21 protein-coding genes and 1 other RNA gene are annotated in these 20,361 nt (G+C 58.4%); 5 read left to right on the top strand and 17 right to left on the bottom strand.

What is annotated here, in order from left to right:
• The 9 genes from mraY to rsmI form a co-directional block, all read right to left on the bottom strand.
• Positions 1-1,083, bottom strand: coding sequence for a phospho-N-acetylmuramoyl-pentapeptide-transferase (mraY, locus tag H8B20_RS05480; RefSeq protein ID WP_047303084.1), 1,083 nt, complete (start codon positions 1,081-1,083; stop codon positions 1-3).
• Positions 1,083-2,450 (bottom strand): UDP-N-acetylmuramoyl-tripeptide--D-alanyl-D-alanine ligase, encoded by a 1,368-nt coding sequence (locus tag H8B20_RS05475; RefSeq protein WP_210622576.1) that lies wholly within the window; start codon positions 2,448-2,450, stop codon positions 1,083-1,085. The genes mraY and H8B20_RS05475 overlap by 1 nt, the downstream gene beginning before the upstream one ends.
• Positions 2,443-3,906: a UDP-N-acetylmuramoyl-L-alanyl-D-glutamate--2,6-diaminopimelate ligase gene (locus tag H8B20_RS05470; protein ID WP_200616143.1), complete on the bottom strand. Its 1,464-nt coding sequence runs from the start codon at positions 3,904-3,906 to the stop codon at positions 2,443-2,445. The genes H8B20_RS05475 and H8B20_RS05470 overlap by 8 nt, the downstream gene beginning before the upstream one ends.
• Positions 3,906-5,645: a peptidoglycan D,D-transpeptidase FtsI family protein gene (locus H8B20_RS05465; RefSeq protein ID WP_210622952.1), complete on the bottom strand. Its 1,740-nt coding sequence runs from the start codon at positions 5,643-5,645 to the stop codon at positions 3,906-3,908. Before H8B20_RS05465 ends, H8B20_RS05470 begins: the two co-directional genes overlap by 1 nt.
• A complete protein-coding gene (gene ftsL / locus H8B20_RS05460; protein WP_042560990.1) occupies positions 5,645-5,938 on the bottom strand; it encodes a cell division protein FtsL in 294 nt (97 codons plus the stop codon). Before ftsL ends, H8B20_RS05465 begins: the two co-directional genes overlap by 1 nt.
• The gene (gene rsmH / locus H8B20_RS05455; RefSeq protein ID WP_390896372.1) at positions 5,935-6,882 is read right to left on the bottom strand and encodes a 16S rRNA (cytosine(1402)-N(4))-methyltransferase RsmH; all 948 of its coding nucleotides are present in this window, start codon (positions 6,880-6,882) and stop codon (positions 5,935-5,937) included. The genes ftsL and rsmH overlap by 4 nt, the downstream gene beginning before the upstream one ends.
• On the bottom strand, positions 6,879-7,334 hold the full coding sequence (gene mraZ, locus H8B20_RS05450; protein WP_042560992.1) for a division/cell wall cluster transcriptional repressor MraZ: 456 nt from the start codon (positions 7,332-7,334) through the stop codon (positions 6,879-6,881). Before mraZ ends, rsmH begins: the two co-directional genes overlap by 4 nt.
• A 402-nt stretch (positions 7,335-7,736) precedes the next feature.
• Positions 7,737-8,090, bottom strand: an RNA gene (gene rnpB, locus H8B20_RS05445) — RNase P RNA component class A.
• Positions 8,091-8,163: 73 nt separating this feature from the next.
• Positions 8,164-9,069 carry a 16S rRNA (cytidine(1402)-2'-O)-methyltransferase gene (gene rsmI, locus H8B20_RS05440; RefSeq protein WP_401189624.1) on the bottom strand — a complete coding sequence of 302 codons (906 nt, stop codon included), beginning with the start codon at positions 9,067-9,069 and terminating at the stop codon, positions 8,164-8,166.
• Between the two features lie 178 nt (positions 9,070-9,247).
• Between rsmI and H8B20_RS05435 the strand changes: the two genes are divergently transcribed.
• From H8B20_RS05435 to H8B20_RS05420, 4 genes are all read left to right on the top strand, one after another.
• Entirely contained in the window at positions 9,248-11,059 is a 1,812-nt protein-coding gene (locus tag H8B20_RS05435; protein WP_210622574.1) for a penicillin-binding protein activator, read from the top strand.
• On the top strand, positions 11,059-11,421 hold the full coding sequence (locus H8B20_RS05430; RefSeq protein WP_150592666.1) for a YraN family protein: 363 nt from the start codon (positions 11,059-11,061) through the stop codon (positions 11,419-11,421). Before H8B20_RS05435 ends, H8B20_RS05430 begins: the two co-directional genes overlap by 1 nt.
• A 104-nt stretch (positions 11,422-11,525) precedes the next feature.
• Positions 11,526-12,119 carry a phosphoheptose isomerase gene (locus H8B20_RS05425; RefSeq protein WP_008082788.1) on the top strand — a complete coding sequence of 198 codons (594 nt, stop codon included), beginning with the start codon at positions 11,526-11,528 and terminating at the stop codon, positions 12,117-12,119.
• On the top strand, positions 12,116-12,694 hold the full coding sequence (locus H8B20_RS05420; protein ID WP_042560996.1) for a BON domain-containing protein: 579 nt from the start codon (positions 12,116-12,118) through the stop codon (positions 12,692-12,694). Before H8B20_RS05425 ends, H8B20_RS05420 begins: the two co-directional genes overlap by 4 nt.
• An 88-nt stretch (positions 12,695-12,782) precedes the next feature.
• Here the strand turns inward: H8B20_RS05420 and H8B20_RS05415 are convergent, their stop codons facing one another.
• The 7 genes from H8B20_RS05415 to rplM form a co-directional block, all read right to left on the bottom strand.
• Complete coding sequence (locus tag H8B20_RS05415) at positions 12,783-13,196, bottom strand: ClpXP protease specificity-enhancing factor (RefSeq protein WP_150592664.1); 414 nt, start codon at positions 13,194-13,196, stop codon at positions 12,783-12,785.
• A 16-nt stretch (positions 13,197-13,212) separates the two neighbouring features.
• Positions 13,213-13,830: a glutathione S-transferase N-terminal domain-containing protein gene (locus H8B20_RS05410; protein ID WP_047303097.1), complete on the bottom strand. Its 618-nt coding sequence runs from the start codon at positions 13,828-13,830 to the stop codon at positions 13,213-13,215.
• Positions 13,831-13,976: 146 nt separating this feature from the next.
• The gene (locus tag H8B20_RS05405) at positions 13,977-14,759 is read right to left on the bottom strand and encodes a cytochrome c1 (protein ID WP_047303099.1); all 783 of its coding nucleotides are present in this window, start codon (positions 14,757-14,759) and stop codon (positions 13,977-13,979) included.
• Positions 14,759-15,970: a cytochrome b gene (locus tag H8B20_RS05400; RefSeq protein WP_042561000.1), complete on the bottom strand. Its 1,212-nt coding sequence runs from the start codon at positions 15,968-15,970 to the stop codon at positions 14,759-14,761. Before H8B20_RS05400 ends, H8B20_RS05405 begins: the two co-directional genes overlap by 1 nt.
• Positions 15,970-16,563: a ubiquinol-cytochrome c reductase iron-sulfur subunit gene (petA, locus tag H8B20_RS05395; RefSeq protein ID WP_007917031.1), complete on the bottom strand. Its 594-nt coding sequence runs from the start codon at positions 16,561-16,563 to the stop codon at positions 15,970-15,972. The genes H8B20_RS05400 and petA overlap by 1 nt, the downstream gene beginning before the upstream one ends.
• Positions 16,564-16,832: 269 nt before the next feature.
• Positions 16,833-17,225, bottom strand: a complete 393-nt coding sequence (gene rpsI / locus H8B20_RS05390; protein WP_008080273.1) for a 30S ribosomal protein S9 — start codon at positions 17,223-17,225, stop codon at positions 16,833-16,835.
• A gap of 14 nt (positions 17,226-17,239) precedes the next feature.
• A complete protein-coding gene (gene rplM, locus H8B20_RS05385) occupies positions 17,240-17,668 on the bottom strand; it encodes a 50S ribosomal protein L13 (protein WP_007917032.1) in 429 nt (142 codons plus the stop codon).
• Between the two features lie 245 nt (positions 17,669-17,913).
• Between rplM and H8B20_RS05380 the strand changes: the two genes are divergently transcribed.
• Positions 17,914-18,954, top strand: coding sequence for an NADP(H)-dependent aldo-keto reductase (locus tag H8B20_RS05380; RefSeq protein ID WP_210622573.1), 1,041 nt, complete (start codon positions 17,914-17,916; stop codon positions 18,952-18,954).
• Positions 18,955-19,063: 109 nt separating this feature from the next.
• Here the strand turns inward: H8B20_RS05380 and H8B20_RS05375 are convergent, their stop codons facing one another.
• Complete coding sequence (locus H8B20_RS05375; protein ID WP_042561001.1) at positions 19,064-20,200, bottom strand: acyl-CoA dehydrogenase family protein; 1,137 nt, start codon at positions 20,198-20,200, stop codon at positions 19,064-19,066.
• Positions 20,201-20,361: the final 161 nt, after the last annotated feature.

Genomic DNA, 20,361 nt, shown 5'->3' with positions numbered 1-20,361 from the left:
CTACCTCAGCTTCAGGGTGGCAAGGCCAACCAACACGAGAATCACGGTGATGATCCAGAAACGGACGATCACGCGCGGCTCCGGCCAGCCCTTGAGTTCAAAGTGGTGGTGTATCGGTGCCATGCGGAATACGCGGCGACCGGTCAGCTTGAAGGATGCTACCTGGATGACCACCGACAGGGTTTCCATCACGAACACGCCGCCCATGATGAACAGGACGATTTCCTGACGGACGATCACCGCGATGGTGCCCAGTGCAGCACCCAGCGCCAGTGCGCCAACGTCGCCCATGAAGACTTGGGCCGGATAGGTGTTGAACCAGAGGAAACCCAGACCGGCACCGATCAGCGCACCGCAGAACACAATCAGTTCGCCCGCGCCCGGCACATACGGGATCAACAGGTATTCAGCAAATTTCACGTTACCCGACAGGTAGCAGAAGATGCCGAGACCGCCGCCAACCATCACGGTCGGCATGATCGCCAGACCGTCGAGGCCGTCGGTGAGGTTGACCGCGTTGCTCGAACCGACGATCACGAAATAGGTCAGCACGATGAAGCCGAAGCCCAGCGGAATGCTGTAATCCTTGAGCATCGGCAGGATCAGCGTGGTTTCCACCGGCGTCGAAGCGGTCATATAAAGGAAGATCGCCGCGCCCAGACCAAACACCGACTGCCAGAAATACTTCCAGCGGCTTGGCAAGCCACGCGAATTCTTCTCGATGACTTTGCGGTAATCGTCGACCCAGCCGATGGCGCCGAACAACAGGGTCACCAGCAGCACGGTCCAGACATAGCGGTTGCTCAGGTCAGCCCAGAGCAACGTACTGACGCCGATGGACGACAGAATCAGCGCGCCGCCCATGGTCGGTGTACCCGACTTGGACAGGTGCGATTGCGGACCATCGTTACGAACGGACTGGCCGATCTGACGGTTCTGCAGAGTGCGGATCATCCACGGGCCATAGCACAGCGACAAAACCAGCGCGGTCAGCACACCGAGGATCCCGCGCAGGGTCAGGTACTGAAAGACCGCGAAGCCTTTGTGGAACTGTTGCAGATACTCCGCTAGCAGCAGCAGCATTAATGTTTCTCCAGACTGGACCCACACAGAGCCGCAACGATGTTTTCCATCGCTGCACTGCGCGAACCCTTGATCAAAATGGTGGTGTTTGTGTCCTGCTCGGCGTCCAGGGCCTGGATCAGTTCGGCCTGTGTGCCGAAGTGATGCGCCTGCTCACCGAATGCGTTGACGGCGTGAACCATGTTCGGCCCGACCGCGTACAGCGCGCAAACCTTGCCCCGGGCGTATTCGCCCACGTCGCGGTGCCCCTGCTCCGCCCAATCGCCCAACTCGCCGATATCTCCGAGCACCAGGACGGTGCGGCCGGAAAAGCCGGCGAGTATATCAACGGCCGCGCACATCGAGGTGGGGTTTGCGTTGTAAGTGTCATCAATCACGCGCATGCCGTTTTTCGCCAATTGCGCGACGGTGCGGCCCTTGACCGGTTGCACCGCGCCAAGGCCAGTGGCGATGCCGAACAGCGACACACCCAAAGCGTGGGCAGCAGCGGCGGCGGCCATGGCGTTGGCAACGTTATGGGTGCCGAGCAGGTTCAGTTGAACGCGCTCGCTACCTTCGGGCGTGTGCAGATTGAAGGCCGGGCAACCGCGTGCATCAGTGCTCAGGTCGCTGGCGTAGAAGTCCGCTTGAGTGTTGCTCAGCGCGAAGGTCAGCACTTTGCGACCGGCAGCGCGGGTCTTCCAGATACCAAAGGCCTTGTCGTCGAGGTTGAGCACGGCGATGCCATCGGCCGCCAGCCCTTCGATGATTTCGCCTTTGGCTTCGACGATTTTTTCCGGGCCACCGAACTCACCAACGTGAGCGGTACCGGCATTGTTCAGGATCGCTACGTGCGGCTTGGTCAGCCCGACGGTGTAGGCGATTTCGCCCAGACGCGAGGCGCCCAGTTCGATCACGGCGGAGGTGTGTTCCGGCGCGAGCTCGATCAGGGTTAGCGGAACACCGAGGTCGTTGTTCAGGTTGCCGCGTGTTGCCAGCACCGGACCGCGCGTGCGCAGGATGCTGGCGAGCATTTCCTTGACCGTGGTCTTGCCGCTGGAACCGGTGACGGCAGCCACTGGCTGAGTGAACGCGGCACGGTTCAAGGCACCCAACTGGCCCAAGGCCTGACGGGTGTCCTTGACCAGCAATTGCGGCAAGGTGCTGTCGGCGACTTCGCGCTCGACCAATGCAGCAACGGCGCCTTTGCCGGCGACGTCGTTCAGATAATCATGACCGTCGAAACGCGGGCCAGTCAGGGCAATAAACAGCTGGCCGGGTTTGATCCCGCGGCTGTCGATGCTCACGCCGTCGAAACTGGCATCGGCGCTGATCAGGCGTGCGTCGAGCGCGTTGGTCAGCTCGCTGAGTGTCAGGGCCTTAAGCATGGGCCACCTCCCAAGCGGTCAGCGCGTGATCCGCTTCGACCAGATCGGAAAAGGCATGACGCTCGCCGTTGATTTCCTGATAGTCCTCGTGACCTTTACCGGCCAGAACGATCACGTCATCCGCCGAAGCGTCAGCAATCAATTGCGCGATTGCCTGACCACGACCGGAGACGAAGGTGACTTTATCAACAGCCGTGAAACCGGCGCGGATGTCATCGAAAATCACTGCCGGGTCTTCGGTGCGCGGATTGTCATCGGTGACAAGCACTTGATCGGCCAGACGCTCGACCACTTCAGCCATCAACGGACGCTTGCCGCGATCACGATCACCGCCACAGCCGAACAGGCACAGCAACTGACCTTTGACGTGCGGGCGCAAAGCCGTCAGGACTTTTTCCAGCGCATCCGGGGTGTGCGCGTAATCGACCACCACCAACGGCTGAGTGCCGCCGCCAAGACGCTGCATGCGTCCGGCCGGGCCTTCGAGTTTCGGCAGTACCTTGAGAATTTCGTCGAGCGCGTAATCCAGGCCGAGCAAGGCGCCAACGGCTGCCAATACGTTGCTCAGGTTGAAACGGCCGAGCAGCGTGCTGCGCAGATGATGCTCGCCCTGCGGCGTGACCAAGGTGGCGCGCACGCCGTGATCGTCAAACTGTGCTTCGCGGCAGTACAGGTAAGCGCTGCTGTCGAGCAGGCTGTAGGTGATCAAACGCGACTCGCGTTTTTCGGCGGCCAGTTGCCGGCCGAAATCGTCGTCGAGGTTGACCACACGGCACTTCAGATCATTCCAGGCGAACAGCTTGGCCTTGGCCTGCGCGTAAGCCTCCATCGTGCCGTGATAATCCAGATGATCGCGGGACAGGTTGGTCATCACGGCAACGTCGAACGCCAGCGCGGTGACGCGGCCCTGATCCAGACCGTGGGACGACACTTCCATGGCCACGGCTTTGGCGCCAGCCTTTTTCAGGTCGCCCAGAGTCGCTTGCACGGCGATCGGATTCGGCGTGGTGTGCAGGCCGCTTTGCAATGCGCCATAGAAGCCGGAACCGAGGGTGCCGACAATGCCGCAATGCTGGCCGAGCAGATCCAGCGCCTGCGCAACCAGTTGGGTCACGCTGGTTTTACCGTTGGTGCCCGTCACCCCCACCAGGTTCAGGTGATGGCTTGGCTCACCGTAAAAACGCCCGGCAATGTCCGACAGCTGCGCTGCCAGGCCCTTGACCGGAATCAGCGGCACATCGGTGATTGGCAGCACAGTGGCGCCTTCCACTTCATAGGCCACAGCAGCGGCGCCACGTTGCAAGGCATCGGCAATGTGCGCACGCCCATCGAATTTGCCGCCCGGCACCGCGAGGAACAGGTCGCCCGCACGTACGTTACGGCTATCCAGCGCCAATTCACGAATCAACAGATCGTGGCCGGCGTGGGGGAATATCTTGTTCAGACTTAATGACATCAGCCGCGCCCTCCATTGGCTTTCAGCGGAACGACCGGGGTAGTGTTGGCCTGTTGTGGGGTCGGCAGGTTATCCGGGGTCACGTTCATCAAGCGCAGGGTGCCGGACATCACACGGCTGAACACCGGCGCGGAAACCAGGCCACCGAAGTAACCGGCCTTGCTTGGTTCATCGATCACCACAACGATGGCGTAACGCGGATCGCTCATCGGGCCGAAGCCGGCGAACAGCGAACGGTAGGAGTTTTCGGCGTAGCCCTTGGTGCCCACCGAAGTCTTGCGCGCCGTACCCGATTTGCCCGCCACGTGATACGCCGGCACCTGCGCACGGAACACACCGCGCGGGGCTTCGATCACTTGGGTCAACATGCCCTGCAAGGTTTTCGCGACAGTTTCCGGCAGCACTTGCGTGGTCTGCGGCATCTTGTCGGTTTTGATCAGCGTCAGCGGCGCGAGACGACCGTTGTTGGCCAGCGCCGAGAAGGCGTGAACCAGTTGAATCGCAGTGACGGAAATACCGTAACCGTAGGACAGCGTCGCCGTCTCTGCCTTGCGCCATTCGCGGTAGTTCGGCAGGTTGCCGACACGCTCGCCCGGAAAGCCGAGGCCGGTGTCCTGGCCGAGACCGACTTTCTGCGCCAGGCGGAAAATCGTTTCACCGCCGATATCGAACGCGACCTTACTCATGCCGACGTTACTGGAATTGATCAGGATGCCGGTCAGGTCGAGTACCGGACCTTCAGACCTCGAAACGTCCTTGATGGTGTATTTGCCAATCTGCAGCGTGCCTGGATAAACCTCGACGGTATCGCTCGGTTTCCAGCGGCCGGTTTCGATCGCGGCGGCCATCGAGATGGCTTTCATGGTCGAACCCGGTTCGAACACGTCGATCATCGCGCGGTTACGCATCATCGCCGGTTGCAGGTTGCGACGGTTGTTCGGGTTGTAGGTAGGCTGGTTGACCATGGCGAGGATCTCGCCGGTCTTCACGTCCATGATCACCAGGCTGCCAGCCTTGGCGCCGTTCTCGATGATCGCGTTACGCAGCTCACGATTGGCCAGATATTGCAGACGCAGGTCAATGGACAACGCCAAGGGCTTGCCGGCCTTGGCGTTTTTGGTGACCTGGACATCCTTGATCAGCCGACCGCGCCGATCCTTGATGACTTGTCGCTTGCCCGGCACACCGGCCAGCCATTCGTCGTAGGCCAGTTCGACGCCTTCGCGCCCGTGATCATCGATGTCGGTAAAGCCGACCATGTGCGCGGTGACCTCACCGGCAGGGTAGAACCGGCGGAATTCTTCGATGCCGTAAACGCCCGGCACTTTCAGGTCGAGCACGGACTGGCCTTGCTCAGGGGTTAGCCCGCGCACCAGATAAATGAATTCTTTGTTGGCCTGCGCCTCAAGGCGTTCGGTCAGGGCTTTCGGGTCCTGACCCAGCGCGGCGGCCAGTGCTGGCCACTTCTCTTTGGCCGCCTGCATTTCCTTGGCGTTGGCCCACAGGGTGGTTACCGGGGTACTGACGGCCAAAGGCTCGCCGTTACGGTCGGTGATCAGACCACGGTGAGCAGGAATCGGGATGTGACGAAGACTGCGTGCATCGCCCTGACCTTTGAGGAAGTCACGGTCAACCACTTGCAGGTCAATGATGCGCCAGCAGATCGCAGCCACCATCAAACCGAGCAGCGTCACCATCAGGCGGAAGCGCCACGGGAACAGTGCGCCTTCAAGTTTCATCATGGCGCCACCATCTTCACGTCAGCCGCGCCAGGGATATGCATTTTCAGTTGTTCGGTGGCCAGCACTTCGATCCGGCTGTGCGCGGTCCAGGTGCTTTGCTCGAGAATCAAGCGACCCCACTCGGCCTGCGCCTTGTCGCGCACGCTGAGTTCGTTATAAAGATTGTTGAGCAGCTGGCGGTTCCAGTGCGCGCTGTAAGACACCGCGATGGCCGACACGAGCACGGCAACAAACAGCAGCAGCATGAAAAAGCTGCCGCCGGGCAGTGGCTTGGCGAAAAGCTTGCTCAACGCAATTTCTCCGCGACGCGCATGACGGCGCTACGGGAACGTGGGTTGGCTTTGAGTTCGGCGTCGGAGGCCGTCTGCGCTTTGCCATGGACTTTGATTTTCGGCTCGAACGCCACATGGCGAACCGGCAGGTTGCGCGGCAGGTTATCGGCTTCGCCTTTCACCAGCTTGCGCATGAACAGTTTGACGATGCGGTCTTCCAGCGAATGGAAGCTGATCACGACCAGACGGCCGCCCACTTCCAGGGCTTCCAGCGCTGCTTCGAGGCCGGCTTCCAGATCGCCCAATTCGTTGTTGACGTGAATGCGCAAACCCTGGAACGCACGGGTGGCCGGGTTCTTGCCCTTTTCCCATGCCGGGTTGGCAACCTTGAGCACTTCGGCCAGATCGGCGGTACGCTCGAAAGGCTTGATATCGCGACGCTCGGCGACGGCACGTGCCATGCGGCCGGAGAAACGCTCTTCACCGTATTCCTTGAACACCCGGGCGATTTCTTCAGCCGGCGCGGTGTTGACGAATTCAGCGGCGCTGATGCCGCGGGACGGATCCATGCGCATGTCCAGCGGACCGTCGTTGAGGAAACTGAAACCGCGCTCAGCGTCATCGAGCTGCGGCGAGGACACGCCCAGGTCGAGCAGAATACCGCTGACCTTGCCGGCCAGACCGCGCTCGGCGATTTCAGAACCGAGCTCGGCAAAGCTGCGCTGCACAACGACAAAGCGGCCGTCTTCGGCCGCTAGCGTTTGCCCGGTGGCAATCGCTTGAGGATCCTTGTCGAATCCGATGAGTCGACCGTCCGGTCCGAGCTGGCTGAGGATCAACCGACTGTGTCCGCCGCGCCCGAACGTACCGTCCAGATAGCAGCCATCAGGACGTACGGCGAGAGCCTCGACGGCTTCGTCAAGCAGTACGGTGATGTGGTTAAAGCCGCTATCAATAGTCACAGGATCAAATCACGCAGTTCATCAGGCATCGCGCCCGGTTGTTGAATGGCAGCAAGGTCAGCGGCAGATACCGCGTTCCATGCATCCTCGTCCCACAATTGGAACTTGTTCAGTTGGCCCACCAGCATCGCTTTCTTATCAAGCTTTGCGTATTCGCGCAGACGCGGTGGAACCAGAAAACGACCACTGCCATCGAGTTCGAGGTCGACGGCATTACCAATCAATAAACGCTGCAAGCGACGGTTCTCTTCACGAAGCGAAGGGAGCGCGCGCAACTTGGTTTCAATAATTTCCCACTCGTCGAGCGGGTAGACACAAAGACACGGATCAACGGCATCAATGGTGACGATCAATTGGCCAGAACTACGCGAATCGAGCTCGTCACGGTACCGGCTCGGCATAGCGAGACGGCCCTTTGCATCGAGACTGATAGCGTTAGCTCCGCGAAACACGTCTGCGTTTCTCCAATTTTTATCGTTTTGAGCTCAAAAAACCCACTTCATGCCACTTTCCGCCACTTGTGCACACTATAGGAATGCGGCTACCACACCGTCAAGGCGCGGATTAAAGGAAAAGCCTTACAGAACGGAGATTTAGGAGCATAAAAGGAGGAGTAACGAGAATCTGACGGGGACTTTTGACCCATAACTTGATGCAGCACTGAAAGCTGCGCTCGAAAGTTAAAGTAATTTGTTAAGAGTAAGATTTTTTCGGTATTACAAAAGCGCTTCTGCTGTTGATTGAAGCAAGGTGGGAAAAGGCTATTACTGCAATTGCCGCTGCCGAACTTTAAGAGCAGGCCTGCTGATATTACACAGCCCCGATGCCATTGATTCAAGCAGGGAAAGAAAAAGGTGGAGAGTCGATCTGTAAGCCGGGTTCTGTCTTGAACAGTCATTCGTCTACGATGGCCATCACTGGACATCTTTAGCAACCTACCCGGTCCCAGCGCGGGCCACGCCTTGGGACCCTATTTGGTCTTGCTCCAAGTGGGGTTTACCTAGCCACGAACTGTTGCCAGACGCGCGGTGCGCTCTTACCGCACCTTTTCACCCTTACCGGCGCCGAAGCGCTTAGGCGGTTATTTTCTGTGGCACTTTCCGTAGGCTCACGCCTCCCAGGCATTACCTGGCACTTCGCCCTATGGAGCCCGGACTTTCCTCCCCCCCCTAATTTTCATAGAGGGCAGCGACTGTCCGATCGACTCTCCGCCGCGAAGGTTAACGGCAGAGTGAGCGAAGAACAAGCGCTAAAAGCCTCAAGACCGCTATGGGCGACGGCTTACACGTCTTTCTGTTTATCCAGCGCGACCTGATAAAGGACGTTTTTACGCTCACCGGTGATCTGCGCTGCCAGCGCGGCGGCACGCTTGAGCGGCATCTCTTCAAGCAACAGATTGAGGATGCGCATGGCTTCGCTGCTGACCGCGTCCTCGCTCTCAGGGGCAGTCCAGCCGGCGACCAGCACCACGCACTCGCCGCGCTGCTGATTACTGTCGGACTCGACGAATGCGCGCAATTCAGCCAGTGGCAGCCCCTTGAGCGTTTCAAAGGTTTTGGTGATTTCACGGGCCAGCAGTGCCTGCCGTTCGCCGCCGAACACTGCTTCCATGTCCTGTAGACATTCCAGAATGCGGTGCGGGGCTTCGTAGAAAATCAGCGTACGCGGCTCTTCCTTGACTGCTTCGAGTCGCGCCTTGCGCCCAACCGACTTGGCCGGCAGGAAACCTTCGAAGATGAATCGATCAGACGGCAAGCCTGCTGCCGACAATGCTGCGATCAAAGCGCAGGCACCCGGCACCGGCACCACATTGATCCCGGCAGCGCGAGCCTGACGCACCAGGTGATAGCCCGGATCGGAAATCAGCGGCGTGCCCGCGTCGGAAATCAGCGCGACGCTATCTCCCGCCAGCAGACGGGTGATAAAGCGGCTACCTTCATCTCGTTCGTTATGTTCGTGGCAAGCGGCCAACGGCGTCGAAATACCGAAGTGCTGCATCAGTCGTTGCGAGTGACGCGTATCCTCGGCAGCGATCAGCGCCACTTCACGGAGGATTTTCAGTGCCCGGGCGCTGATGTCGTCCAGGTTGCCGATGGGCGTCGCCACCACATAAAGCGAGCCGGTAGCGGAATTCAGGGAACCTGGAGCAGTCAAAGCGCACACCTCATGATCGGTAAAAACCGGCATTGTAACGCGTCACGAGGCTTGCGACGTCCTCTGCTGGCCTGCGGTTTTTGCGCGCAGTCATGCGACGCCGCAACATTTACTTCAGCTAAATTGACCGATTCACGCCAGCAACATCGCGCCCCGGCCAGTGCTTGGGTACAATTCCACGCTAATTTGATCGAGTATCAGGAACACTTACATGATCGCTTGCCTGCGGCTGTTCACTGCCCTCTGCCTCGCTGCCCTTTTGGCGGCTTGCGCCAGCTCCCCTTCCTCCAGCCTTGGCGAACTTCCACGGACTCCGGACGCCAGCATCGAGCAACTGCTCGAACAGGCTTCCCAGGCTAAAACCCCGGAAAAAGCCGCCCTGTTGCGCCTGAGCGCAGCAGACCTGGCTTATCGCCAAGGCAATGCCGGGCAGTCTGCGCAGATCCTGCAACAAGTGCCGGTGGAGCAACTCAAGCCGGGCCAGCAGATTTTTGCCAATACGCTGTCCGCCGAACTCGCGATGACGCGTAATCAGCCGAAAGCGGCGCTGACCGCCCTGAGCCATCCAAGCCTGCAGAAACTGGGTGAGATGCCGGAAGAGCAACAAGTCCGCACCGGCACCGTTCATGCCCGCGCCCTCGAAGCCGATGGTCAGACCCTGGCTGCCGCCCGCGAGCGCATCTTCATTGCGCCGATGCTGAAAGACGAAGCTGCGAGCAAGAACCATGAAGCGATCTGGACATTGATCGCCTCACTGCCGACCGATCAACTGCAACCGAACACCACCGATGACCTCGGCGGCTGGATGGGTCTGGCGCTGGCCGTGAAAACCGCCGGCACGCTCGAAAAGCAACAAGCCGCAATCGATACCTGGCGCGCGCAGAATCCAAAGCACCCGGCAGCAATCAATCTGCCGCTGCCGCTGACCAAGCTCAAGGAACTGGCCAGCCAGCCGCTGAGCAAAATCGCCCTGCTGCTGCCACAGGACGGCCAACTGGCGTCGGTCGGCAAAGCACTGCGCGAAGGTTTCATGGCTGCGCACTATCAGGCCCAACAGGCCGGGCAGAAGCCACCAGCGATCGAGTTCTATGACAGCTCGAAACTGACCTCCATGGACGAGTTCTACCGTAAGGCTCAGGCTGACGGCGTGCAACTGGTCGTCGGCCCACTGGAAAAAACGCTGGTCAAACAACTGAGCACCCGCCCGCAACTGCCGATCACCACCCTCGCGCTGAACTACAGCGAAGGTGATCAAGGTCCGGCGCAGCTGTTCCAGTTTGGCCTGGCCGCTGAAGACGAAGCCCGCGAAGTATCCCGCCGTGCCCGCGCAGATGGCCTGCAACGCGCCGCGATCATGGTGCCGAAAGGCGAATGGGGCGACCGCGTCCTGCGTGCGTTCAGCCAGGATTGGCAAGCCAATGGCGGCAGCATCGTTGCCACCGAGCGCGTCGACCAGCCAGTGCAACTGGCCCAGCAAATTGCCGACATGTTCCAGCTGCGCCAGAGCGAAGCCCGCGCCAAGAGCCTGCAAAATGCTGCAGGCACCAACGTCGCCGCTCAGCCATCGCGCCGCCAGGACATCGAATTCATCTTCCTCGCCGCGACTCCGCAACAGGCGCAGCAGATCAAGCCGACCCTGAATTTCCAGTACGCCGGTGACGTTCCCGTCTATGCGACCTCGCACGTTTACAGCGCCAGCGGCGATGTGAACCAGTACAACGACATGAACGGCGTCCGCTTCTGCGAAACGCCTTGGCTGCTGGAAACCAGCGATCCGCTGCGCCAGCAAGTCACCGCGCAGTGGCCACAAGCCGCCGGCAGCCTTGGGCGTCTGTACGCCATGGGCGCGGATGCTTATCGTCTGGCACCGCGTCTGGGCCAACTCAAAGCCCTGCCGGACAGCCGCATCGAAGGTCAGTCGGGCAGCCTCAGCATGACCCAGACTCAGCGTATTGTGCGTCAGCTGCCTTGGGCTCAATTCGTCAGCGGCCAGGTTCAGCGCCTGCCGGACACCCAGCGCTAATGCCTGACAGGTCACGCTCGCAAAGCGGTAAGGATGCCGAGCGGCAGGCGCTCGAACATCTACAAAATCAGGGGCTGCGCCTGCTGGCGCAGAACTGGTTATGTAAACGCGGCGAGCTTGATCTGGTCATGCTTGATGGCGATACAGTAGTATTCGTTGAAGTTCGCTACAGAAAAAACACTCAATGGGGTGGTGCGCTCGCTAGCATCGATGGGCGCAAGCAGCAGAAACTGATTTTCGCTGCACAGTATTTTCTTCAGCGCGAGTCGCGTTGGGCCAATTCCCCCTGCCGCTTCGACGTGGTGGCCATCGACAGCCATCCGAGCCAGCTGAACTGGTTGCAGAATGCTTTCGACAGTTGATTGCCTGCCGCCAACCCGGATATTTCCACCCGACAACTTTTGCTCTTTGCTTTGCGGGCTGCACATTCATGTGCCGAACAGCCGCGCTACTTAAGGTCACACAGATGGACATGCAATCGCGAATTCGCCAGCTTTTTCAGGCCAGTATCGACACCAAGCAACAGGCGATGGACGTACTTGCACCGCACATCGAGCAAGCCAGCCAGATCATGGTCAACGCCCTGCTCAACGAAGGCAAAATGCTTTCGTGCGGCAACGGTGGTTCTGCCGGCGACGCCCAGCATTTCTCCTCGGAACTGCTCAACCGCTTCGAGCGCGAGCGTCCGAGCCTGCCGGCCATCGCCCTGACCACCGATACGTCGACGATCACCTCGATCGCCAACGACTACAGCTACAACGAAGTGTTCTCCAAGCAGATCCGTGCACTCGGTCAGCCAGGCGATGTTTTGCTGGCGATTTCGACCAGCGGTAACTCGGCGAACATTATTCAAGCGATCCAGGCCGCACATGATCGCGAAATGATTGTCGTAGCTTTGACCGGACGCGATGGCGGCGGCATGGCGTCACTGCTGTTGCCCGAGGACGTCGAGATTCGCGTACCGGCCAACGTCACTGCACGTATTCAAGAAGTCCACTTGCTGGCGATCCATTGCCTCTGCGATCTGATCGACAGCCAACTGTTCGGGAGTGAAGAATGACCCCTAATCGCCTTGGCCTTCTGGCCTTGACTCTGTGCCTCGGCATCAGCGGCTGCACTTCGGTGGTGAATGCCAGCCGTGAAGCGCCGATTGATGACGACCGCGGCACTCGCACCTTCGGCAGCAAAATCGATGACTCGCTGATCGAAACCAAAGTGGGCGTTAACGTGGCCAAGGCCGACCCGGCGCTGGACAACGACTCGCACGTGGTCGTCACCAGTTTCAACGGCGTCGTGCTGCTGGCTGGCCAGACACCGCGCGCAGACCTCAAGGCCAAGGCCGAACAGGCCGCTGCCAACGTTCAGCGCGTGAAGAAGGTGCACAACGAGCTGCAAGTGCTGCCACCCTCCTCCCTGCTGGCGCGTCAGAACGACACGTGGCTGACCACCAAGATCAAGACCCAGATGCTCACCGACGCCAGTATCCCCGGCTCGCGCATCAAGGTCGTGACCGAGAATGGCATCGTCTATCTGCTGGGCCTGCTGACCAAGCAGGAAGCCGCTCAGGCGACCAACCTGGTGCAGGGCGTATCCGGCGTGCAGAAGATTGTGAAGCTGTTCGAGTACATCGACTGACTTCTGCCTGGTAGGAGCAGCCTTCGGCAGCTCTTACAGGTTTAAAGCAGGCAATAAAAAAGGCGATCCATCCGGATCGCCTTTTTTATTACTTCACTACCTTCAGACTTGGCCGGCCGCTTGGGCGCGGTGGCTCGCTGTCCGGTGGCGGCAGGTCATCGTCCTGCTCGATATCGTCTTCGTCACCCATCGGCGACTCGATATCGAACACCATGCCCTGACCGTTCTCCCGGGCATAAATGCCCAGGATGGCGCTGATCGGCACGTACAGACTGTGCGGTACACCACCGAAGCGACCTTCAAAGGTCACCACGTCGTTGTCCATGTGCAAATGACGCACAGCACTTGGCGAGATGTTCAGAACAATCTGCCCGTCACTGGCGAAACCCTGCGGCACCTGCACGGCTGGATACTCGGAGTTAACCAGCATGTGCGGGGTGCAATCGTTATCCACAATCCACTCGTAGAGCGCGCGGACCAGATAAGGTCGACTGGAGTTCATAGCGGCTCCTTAAGCCTTAGCGCATGTCGCGTTCGACACCAGACAGACTCGCCTGGAAAGCCTCACGCGCAAACGAGCGCTCCATGTAATCAAGCAACGGCTTGGCAGGCCGCGGCAGTTCAATACCCAGAATCGGCAAACGCCAGAGTATTGGCAATAGGCAGCAATCCACCAGACTTTGTTCCTCACTGAGGAAAAACGGCTTGTCGGCAAACAGCGGCGACACGCCAGTCAGGCTTTCGCGCAATTCCTTGCGCGCCACGACGCGCGCGGCCTCCTTGCTTTTAGGATCCAGAATCAGATCCACCAGACCACACCAGTCACGCTGAATGCGATGAATCAGCAGTCGGCTGTTGGCACGTGCCACCGGGTAAACCGGCAGCAACGGCGGGTGCGGGTAACGCTCATCCAGATACTCCATCACCACGGTCGACTCCCACAACGCCAGGTCACGATCGACCAGCGTCGGCAGACTTCCGTAAGGGTTCACCTCAATCAGTTTAGGCGGCTGGCGACCAGCTTCCACATAAATGATTTCGGCGCTGACACCCTTCTCTGCAAGCACGATGCGCACTCGGTGGGAATAGTGGTCGGCGGGGTCGGAGTAGCAGGCCAACCGATTGGTCACGCCCATGGCGATCCTCCTCGCTTGTTGAAATTATCGGAACCGGAAAAACGCGCGCGCCCAGAGGGCGCCTCCCGCAACACCTGGCTTACCAGGCGCTACGTTGTCGGAGGCGCCCTTGGGCGCGCGCGATTAACAGCAATGCTTGAAGCGTATCAGTGCACGTCTTTCCAGTATTCACGCTTGAGCAAATAGGCGAACACAAAGAAGAACGCCAGGTACAGCAAAACGTAAGTACCGATGCGCTGATGTTGCAGCTTAACCGGGTTAGCCGAGTAAGCCAGGAAGGTTACCAGATTCTTGACCTTCTCATCGAACTGCTCTTCATTCAGAGCACCGGATTTCGGCACGATGGTCAGTTGATCGCACGCTTCGTGAGTCAGAGGCGTACCGGTCAGCGGATCATATTGCTTCTTGCCGTCCTCGACGATCTGCACCTGTTTGCAACCCACGACCTGACGACCTTGCAGGCCGACCAGCACGTTAGGCATGCCGACGTTCGGGAAGACCGTGTTGTTCACGCCCCATGGACGTGCAGGGTCTTCGTAGAACGACTTCAGGTAACCGTAGAGCCAGTCAGTACCACGAACTCGAGCCACCAGCGTCAGATCCGGCGGCGCTGCGCCGAACCAGGTCTTGGCGTCGGCCGGCTGCATGCCGATGTTCATGTGGTCACCGATCTTGGCGCCAGTGAACACCAGCTTCTCCAGCATCAGTTCGTGGGGTACGCCAAGATCATCGGCAACCCGCTCATAACGCTGAAACTTGGCACTGTGGCAACCCATGCAATAGTTGGCAAAGGTACGCGCACCATCCTGCAGAGCAGCCTTGTCGCCGACGTCAATGTCGACTTTTTCCAGTTCCGGACCACCGTGTGGGGCCGCGAAAGACAGGACAGGCAAAGCAGCAAAAATCAGAGCAAAAAATAACTTTTTCATCAGCCAGTCACCCTTTCCGGAACCGGTTTGGTCTTCTCGAGCCTGGTGTAGAACGGCATCAGAATGAAGTAGGCGAAGTACAGGAAGGTGCAGACCTGCGATAGCAACGTACGACCCGGGGTCGGCGCCAGAACGCCGAGAATGCCGAGGATCACGAACGAAATGCAGAACACCACCAGCCAGATTTTGCTCATCCAGCCTTTATAGCGCATCGACTTGACCGGACTACGATCGAGCCATGGCAAGACGAACAGCACTGCAATGGCCGCACCCATGGCGATAACACCCATGAGTTTGTCCGGGATCGCCCGCAGGATCGCGTAGTACGGCGTGAAATACCAAACCGGCGCAATGTGCTCTGGCGTCTTGAACGGGTTGGCCGGTTCAAAGTTCGGCTTTTCGAGGAAATAGCCACCCATTTCCGGGAAGAAGAACACGATAAAGCAGAAGATGAACAAGAACACTACAACACCGACAATGTCTTTCACGGTGTAGTACGGATGGAAAGGAATGCCATCCAGCGGGATGCCGTTCTCGTCTTTGTGCTTCTTGATATCGACGCCGTCAGGGTTGTTTGAACCCACTTCATGCAGCGCCAGAATGTGCAGCACCACCAGACCGAGAATCACGATCGGCAAGGCCACAACGTGCAAGGCGAAGAAGCGGTTCAGGGTGATCCCGGAGATCAGGTAGTCACCACGAATCCACTGGGTCAGGTCGTCGCCGATCAGCGGAATCGCACCGAACAGCGAGATGATCACCTGCGCACCCCAGTAGGACATCTGACCCCACGGCAGCAAATAACCCATGAAGGCTTCGGCCATCAGCGCCAGGTAGATCAGCATGCCGAACACCCAGACCAGCTCACGCGGTTTCTGGTACGAACCGTAGAGCAAACCACGGAACATGTGCAGATAGACCACGATGAAGAACGCCGAAGCGCCAGTCGAGTGCAGCAGACGCAGGATCGAGCCGTACTCGACGTCGCGCATGATGTATTCAACGGAAGCGAACGCTTCTTCTGCCGACGGGGTGTAGCTCATCGTCAGCCAGACACCGGTGACGATCTGGTTAACCAGAACCAGCAGCGCCAGCGAGCCGAAAAAGTAGAAGAAGTTGAAGTTCTTTGGAGCGTAATACTTGCTGAGATGGTCTTCCCACATTTTTGTGGCAGGGAAGCGCGCATCAACCCAATCCATGAACTTGCTCATCACGCTTTCTCCGTATCGACGCCAATGACAATCAGGTCATCGGTCTCATAGGAATGCGGGGGAACTGGCAGGTTCAAAGGCGCGGGTTGCGACTTGTAGACGCGGCCAGCCAGATCGTAGTGGGAACCGTGGCAAGGACAGAAATAACCGCCTACCCAGTCTTTACCCAGATCCGCAGGTGCCACTTCGGGACGGAAGGTCGGTGAGCAACCCAAGTGTGTGCAAATCCCGATCAGCAGGAGAATTTCCGGCTTGATCGAACGCACTTCAGGGTCGACATAGGTGGGTTGCGTGGAGTTTTTGGAGGTCGGATCGGAGAGTTGCCCCTCGATCTTTTTAAGATTCCCCAGGATTTCCTCGGTACGGCGGACAATGAACACCGGCTGGCCGCGCCATTCAGCAATCATCTGCTGTCCTGGCTCGATTTTGCTGACATTCACTTTCACCGGTGCACCAGCGGCTTTCGCCTTGGCACTGGGAAACCATGACCCCACGAACGGGACCGCAGCCCCCACCGCTCCTGCAGCACCCACCACGGATGTGGCTGCTACCAAGAAGCGACGCCGGCCTGCATTCACGCCGTCATTGCTCATTCAGTCCTCTCCCATCAGCTTTTGTGGCCTGTTAAATCAGGCATCTACTAAATAAATCAATGTTACTTATAAAAATTTTGCCGAATGGTAATGAAAAGCCCCAATTCTGACAAGGGAATTACCCGGAGCTCTCACCCTCAAGCCTTGCAGTATAGGGGCTCTATGAATGTGGCAAGTTGTCACAGCGCAATTCTTTTGATAAATCGCAGGCATAAAAAAACGCCCGCTTCCGTGAGGAGGCGGGCGTTCTTTTGAACGCGGAAGCGGAATTAACGCTTCGAGTACTGCGGACGCTTACGCGCTTTACGCAGACCAACTTTCTTACGTTCAACTTCACGGGCGTCGCGAGTAACGAAGCCAGCTTTGCGCAGAGCGCCACGCAGGGTTTCGTCGTAGTCCATCAGAGCGCGAGTGATGCCGTGGCGGATTGCGCCAGCCTGACCACTTACACCACCACCGATCACGGTGACGTAGATGTCGAACTTCTCGACAGTCTCAGTCAGCTCCAGCGGCTGACGAACTACCATGCGGGCAGTTTCGCGGCCGAAGAAGTTTTCCAGCGAACGGTTGTTGATGGAGATATTACCAGTACCCGGACGCAGGAAAACGCGTGCGGTTGCGGTCTTGCGACGGCCAGTGCCGTAATTTTGAGTCGCCGACATAATGTACTATTCCGTTAAAACTTCAGTTCTTGGGGCTGCTGAGCAGTATGTGGGTGTGCAGCGCCCGCATAGACTTTCAGCTTACGGTACATGTCGCGACCCAGCGGGTTTTTAGGCAGCATGCCTTTAACCGCGGTCTCGATCACGCGCTCAGGGGCTTTAGCGATCAGCTTTTCAAAGTTGATCGACTTGATGCCGCCCGGGAAACCGGAGTGGGAGTAGTACATTTTGTCAGTGGTTTTAGCACCGGTAACACGAATCTGCTCAGCATTGATTACGACGATGTAGTCGCCGGTATCAACGTGAGGAGTGTACTCAGGCTTGTGCTTGCCACGCAGACGGCTCGCGATTTCGGTGGCCAGACGACCCAGGGTCTGACCAGCAGCGTCGACGACAAACCAGTCGCGCTTTACTGTTTCTGGTTTAGCAGTAAAAGTTTTCATTCTTTATAGCCTCAGGGGCCGCCCTGTAAATTAGACGGCGGATCTTACTGAATAGTGCGTACTTTGACAAGTCAAAGGCAGCCGGATACAGACGCTTTCGGGGGCTCGGGTCGGCGCGTCCGTTCAACGGCAAGATTCTTCGGCGGCGGCGCATCACTTCCACTGCAGAAAGAGGTCGGCAATTATGCAGATTGCGAAAAATATTTCAACCTGCTTTTATGATTGTTTTGCCCAAGGAGCACCCGATGGACTATCGCCAGCTAGGCCGTACCGACCTGAACGTGAGTGCAATCTGCCTCGGCACCATGACCTGGGGCGAGCAAAACACTGAAGCTGAAGCCTTCGCCCAGATCGAACGGGCCAAAGAGGCCGGGATCAATTTCATCGACACCGCCGAGATGTATCCGGTACCGCCGAAAGCCGAAACCTATGCCACCACCGAGCGTTATATCGGCAATTACTTCAAAAGCCGTGGTGATCGCGCCGACTGGATCCTGGCCAGCAAGATCGCCGGCCCCGGCAACACCATCGACTACATCCGCGACAAAAACCTGCGCCACAACCGCCAACACATCACGGAAGCGGTGGATGCCAGCCTCAAGCGTCTGCAGACCGATTACATCGACCTCTACCAACTGCACTGGCCGGAGCGCAGCACCAACTTTTTTGGACAGCTGGGCTACAAACACAAGATCGAAGCCAACCTGACGCCACTTGAAGACACCCTCGAAGCACTCGACGAGCAAGTGAAGGCCGGCAAAATCCGCCACATCGGCCTGTCCAACGAAACGCCGTGGGGCACCATGCGCTTCCTCGCCCTGGCCGAAGCACGGGGGTGGCCGCGTGCCGTGTCGATCCAGAACCCCTACAACCTGCTCAACCGCAGCTTTGAAATTGGCCTGGCAGAAATCGCCATCCGCGAACAATGCGGCTTGCTCGCTTATTCGCCGCTGGCGTTCGGTTTCCTGTCCGGCAAGTACGAAGGTGGCGCGCGTCCAGCAAAAGGTCGTCTGAGCCTCTACAGCCGCTTCAGCCGCTATTTCAACGCGCAATCGGAAGCGGCGTGCAGCCGTTATGTCGCACTGGCCCGTGAACACGGTCTGGATCCGGCGCAAATGGCCTTGGCGTTCGTGACTCAGCAGCCGTTCGTCACCAGCAACATCATTGGCGCGACAACGCTTGAGCAGTTGGACAGCAACATCGCCAGTTTCGATCTGAAACTGTCGGATGAAGTGCTGGCGGGGATCGAGGCGATTCACAAGGATCATCCGAATCCAGCGCCGTGATCGTTTGATGCAACGCTTTCGCGAGCAAGCTAGCTAGCTCCCACAGGAGATCACCGTACCTGTGGGAGCGAGCCTGCTCGCGAAGGGGCCTGTCAACTCACTGCAAAACTCAAAGCGACCGCGCAATGATCTCCTTCATGATTTCATTGGTGCCGGCATAAATCCGCTGCACCCGCGCATCCGCCCACGCCCGAGCCACCGGGTATTCCCACATGAACCCGTAACCGCCGTGCAACTGCACGCATTCGTCGAGCACCTTGCATTGCAGGTCAGTGCCCCAGTACTTGGCCATCGCCGCCGTCGGCACATCGAGCTTGCCTTGCAGATGCAGCTCAAGACAGCGATCAACGAACACGCGACCGATCTGAATTTCCGTCGCCATTTCCGCCAGTTTGAAGCGGGTGTTCTGGAAATCGGCAATCGCCTTGCCGAATGCCTTGCGATCACGGGTGTAATCGATTGTCCACTGCAACGCTGCTTCCGCCGAAGCGAGACCACCAATCGCCACGGTCAAACGCTCTTGCGGCAATTCCTGCATCAGGTAAGCGAACCCCGCCCCGGCCTGCCCCAGTAAATTTTCCTTCGGCACGCGTACGTCCTGGAAGAACAATTCCGACGTATCCTGGGCCTTCATTCCGACCTTCTCCAGGCGTTTGCCCTTCTCGAAGCCCGGCGTATTCGCCTCCACCAGAAACAGACTCGTGCCCTTGGCGCCAGCCTTTGGATCGGTCTTGGCGACGACAATCACCAGATCAGCGAGAAAGCCGTTGGTGATAAAGGTCTTGGAGCCGTTGATCACGTACTCGTCACCGTCCAGCACGGCGGTGGTCTTGACGCCTTGCAGGTCGGAACCCGCGCCGGGCTCAGTCATGGCAATGGCCGTGACCATCTCGCCCGACACCAGTTTCGGCAGGTATTTATGCTTCAGCGCTTCGCTGCCGTAATGCAGAATGTAGGGCGCAACAATGTCTGAATGTAACGAAAAACCGATGCCCGTCAGGCCCAATCGCCCAACCTCTTCGATCACCACCGCACTGTAAAGAAAGTCCGCCCCCAAGCCACCGTACTCTTCCGGCAGATGCGAGCAGAGCATCCCCGCCTCCCCTGCCTTGTTCCAGAGTTTACGGTCGATGTGGCCTTGTTTCTCCCATTGCCCGTGAAACGGCACGGCCTCTTTTTCGAGGAAGGTTCGTACGCTGTCGCGGAACAATTCGTGCTCGGAACTGAACAAGGTTCTGGGGATCATGCGGCACCTTTCTTTCTTGTTGGAGGGCTGTGTCCTTCAGAGACTAAGCCTCCCCTCCGATAGAGGACACTGGACACATCCGACAAAAAATAAGACGATCCAGCCGTCTGGTGACCACTTTCCCTTATAAAAACAAAACAAAAGTTGAATTATGTCCAAGC

This window comes from Pseudomonas sp. P42 (genome assembly GCF_017973755.1).
In the GTDB taxonomy this organism is placed as follows: Bacteria; Pseudomonadota; Gammaproteobacteria; order Pseudomonadales; family Pseudomonadaceae; genus Aquipseudomonas; species Aquipseudomonas iridis.
The sequence above is the reverse complement of the archived record's forward strand: the minus strand, read 5'-3'. Positions and strand labels throughout refer to the sequence as shown.

Coding starts and splice junctions, on each gene's coding strand:
- mraY (WP_047303084.1), bottom strand. CDS start 1,083: ATGCTGCTGCTGCTAGCGGAGTATCTGCAACAGTTCCACAAAGGCTTC.
- rplM (WP_007917032.1), bottom strand. CDS start 17,668: ATGAAAACTTTTACTGCTAAACCAGAAACAGTAAAGCGCGACTGGTTT.
- H8B20_RS05430 (WP_150592666.1), top strand. CDS start 11,059: ATGCCTGACAGGTCACGCTCGCAAAGCGGTAAGGATGCCGAGCGGCAG.
- H8B20_RS05435 (WP_210622574.1), top strand. CDS start 9,248: ATGATCGCTTGCCTGCGGCTGTTCACTGCCCTCTGCCTCGCTGCCCTT.
- H8B20_RS05375 (WP_042561001.1), bottom strand. CDS start 20,200: ATGATCCCCAGAACCTTGTTCAGTTCCGAGCACGAATTGTTCCGCGAC.
- H8B20_RS05415 (WP_150592664.1), bottom strand. CDS start 13,196: ATGAACTCCAGTCGACCTTATCTGGTCCGCGCGCTCTACGAGTGGATT.
- H8B20_RS05425 (WP_008082788.1), top strand. CDS start 11,526: ATGGACATGCAATCGCGAATTCGCCAGCTTTTTCAGGCCAGTATCGAC.
- H8B20_RS05420 (WP_042560996.1), top strand. CDS start 12,116: ATGACCCCTAATCGCCTTGGCCTTCTGGCCTTGACTCTGTGCCTCGGC.
- H8B20_RS05465 (WP_210622952.1), bottom strand. CDS start 5,645: ATGAAACTTGAAGGCGCACTGTTCCCGTGGCGCTTCCGCCTGATGGTG.
- H8B20_RS05400 (WP_042561000.1), bottom strand. CDS start 15,970: ATGAGCAAGTTCATGGATTGGGTTGATGCGCGCTTCCCTGCCACAAAA.
- H8B20_RS05410 (WP_047303097.1), bottom strand. CDS start 13,830: ATGGGCGTGACCAATCGGTTGGCCTGCTACTCCGACCCCGCCGACCAC.
- H8B20_RS05475 (WP_210622576.1), bottom strand. CDS start 2,450: ATGCTTAAGGCCCTGACACTCAGCGAGCTGACCAACGCGCTCGACGCA.
- H8B20_RS05405 (WP_047303099.1), bottom strand. CDS start 14,759: ATGAAAAAGTTATTTTTTGCTCTGATTTTTGCTGCTTTGCCTGTCCTG.
- rsmI (WP_401189624.1), bottom strand. CDS start 9,069: ATGCCGGTTTTTACCGATCATGAGGTGTGCGCTTTGACTGCTCCAGGT.
- H8B20_RS05380 (WP_210622573.1), top strand. CDS start 17,914: ATGGACTATCGCCAGCTAGGCCGTACCGACCTGAACGTGAGTGCAATC.
- H8B20_RS05470 (WP_200616143.1), bottom strand. CDS start 3,906: ATGTCATTAAGTCTGAACAAGATATTCCCCCACGCCGGCCACGATCTG.
- petA (WP_007917031.1), bottom strand. CDS start 16,563: ATGAGCAATGACGGCGTGAATGCAGGCCGGCGTCGCTTCTTGGTAGCA.
- rpsI (WP_008080273.1), bottom strand. CDS start 17,225: ATGTCGGCGACTCAAAATTACGGCACTGGCCGTCGCAAGACCGCAACC.